At 39.0% G+C, this 1,574-nt stretch carries 1 protein-coding gene; it reads right to left on the minus strand.

Going from position 1 to position 1,574, the window contains the following annotated elements:
• On the minus strand, positions 1-1,311 hold a 1,311-nt coding region (gene radA / locus H5202_RS22225), incomplete at its 3' end, for a DNA repair protein RadA (protein WP_182773942.1).
• Positions 1,312-1,574 lie beyond the last annotated feature (263 nt).

A 1,574-nucleotide genomic window follows, 5' to 3' on the forward strand; every position in this document is an offset into this window, starting at 1 on the left:
CGTTTTGTGATAATTACGAAATGGGATAAAAATCTCTGTAAAGCCATGCTGGGCAGCTTCTTTTACTCTCGGCACTCCGCTATCGATTGGGCGCACATCACCGTTCAAACTCAACTCCCCCATAATACAAGTGGTTCTAGGCACTACAAAATCATTTAAACTGCTCAGTAAAGCGGTAACAAGCGCTAGATCGATACAAGTTTCTGACTCATCTATTTTTAAACCGCCCACTATATTAAAAAACGTATCATGAAATATTTTGGTTTTAGTATGCTTACGTAAAATACCGGTTAGCATTTTAATCCGATTCATGTTTAATCCAACACACACCCTTTGTGGGAACTCAGATTCAGTCTCGGTGGTTAAACATTGTATTTCCAACAGTAAATTACGGTTACCTTTGCGAATACAGGTAATGGTCGAGCCAGGAGATTCTGTAGTTGAGCCCGATAAAAATATTTCACTTGGGTTATCAACACTGAGCATACCGCGCTCACTCATGCGGAATATACCTACGGTATCAACATCACCAAAACGGTTTTTATTCGCGCGCAAGGTACGAATTTGTCCGTCATTGGTGTCGATGTGTAACAATGAATCTACGATATGGACTAAGGTTTGTGGACCTGCTATTTCATTATTTTTATTCACATGAGCAATAATGAACATGGTGACATTATTTTTTTTACAATATTGGGTAAATGCTTGAGCTGCGGTTTTAACTTGTGAAGGTGAACCTGGGCTGCCATTGGCCGCATCGGTAACAACCGCTTGAATAGAATCAATGACAGCAAACTTGATTTGCTTGGCTTCTAATTCCTCAATAATGGCTTCTACGCTGGTTTCAGACAACAAGAACAAGTTATCCTCGTTATAATTAAGCTTCAAACGATTAACACGGTTTTTGAACTGAGATAATGACTCTTCTGCAGTACAGTACAATGAAGCCATAGATTGTGACATCCGCGCGACTAAATCGGATAGTAATGTTGTTTTACCTGCCCCAGGATCGCCAGAAATAATATTCACCGATCCTGTCGTTAAACCACCACTTAGCACCCTATCTAATTCACCAATGTCAGTCAGTCTTTTTTCGGCATCTTCTGACTCAACTTCACTGAGTTTTTTAGAGCCACCACCCACAGCACCAGCGTATCCCAATACCGATGAGCGTGAAGTTGAACTCTTTGAGGCAGATAATTTCATTTCAACCAAAGAATTCCACGCACCACAACGACACTGTCCCTGCCAACGCGGATAATCTAGGCCACAATCGTCACAAACAAATGCCATTTTTGGAGCTTTTGCCATGTTAGTTCCTATGTTGCAAATCAATTAATACTTTATGCTTGATGTTAGTCGGTCTAAGAATCAATAAACCATCATTATTTATACATTATCTTTAATACCCAAAACTATCATTGCTAGAATCAAAACAGACTGTTTAAACTACGCATAAATATAATAATAACAACGATCTTTAGTCAGAGTCTTGCCAACGATTAAAATATTGTCCACACTCGTGTAAATAAACTGTAAAAAATCAATATGCAAATGTTACATCAATACAGCAC

Origin of the sequence: Shewanella sp. SG41-4 (genome assembly GCF_014164505.1) — a bacterium.
Classification (GTDB): domain Bacteria; phylum Pseudomonadota; class Gammaproteobacteria; order Enterobacterales; family Shewanellaceae; genus Shewanella.